The following is a 334-nucleotide window of genomic DNA, read 5'->3' as shown; positions in this document are numbered from 1 at the left end:
CCCCTGGGCGCCCATGCTCAAATCCGGCCACTTCGGTGTAATGGGCCACCTCTGCGCGGCCAGTGCCTGACCTCCATGAGAAGGATCTTATGCAGCATTCCTCCAGCCTGCCGGCCCGCTTCCCCCTCACTGGCCCCCAACAAGACATTTGGCTCGACCAACTGCGCGTGGGCGACTCGCCGCTGTACAACATTGGTGGCTACCTGGATTTTGCCGGCACCGTCGAGCCCGAACGCATGCAGCGTGCCGTCGCACTGTTGGTGGCACGTCACGATGCACTACGCACTCAACTGCACACCGACGCCAATGGCCTGCCTGGGCAAACATTCGCCCC

At 63.2% G+C, this 334-nt stretch carries 1 protein-coding gene; it reads left to right on the top strand.

Features of this window, described 5'->3' with window-relative positions; all coding sequences use genetic code 11:
* Positions 1-89: 89 nt before the first annotated feature.
* A partial coding sequence (locus tag AAEZ05_RS28030) for a condensation domain-containing protein (protein WP_350649821.1) occupies positions 90-334 on the top strand: 245 nt, incomplete at its 3' end.

It is taken from the genome of Pseudomonas sp. HY13-MNA-CIBAN-0226, from assembly GCF_040310305.1.
Taxonomy (GTDB): Bacteria; Pseudomonadota; Gammaproteobacteria; order Pseudomonadales; family Pseudomonadaceae; genus Aquipseudomonas; species Aquipseudomonas gregormendelii.
This window is presented reverse-complemented; position numbering and strand designations above follow the sequence as displayed.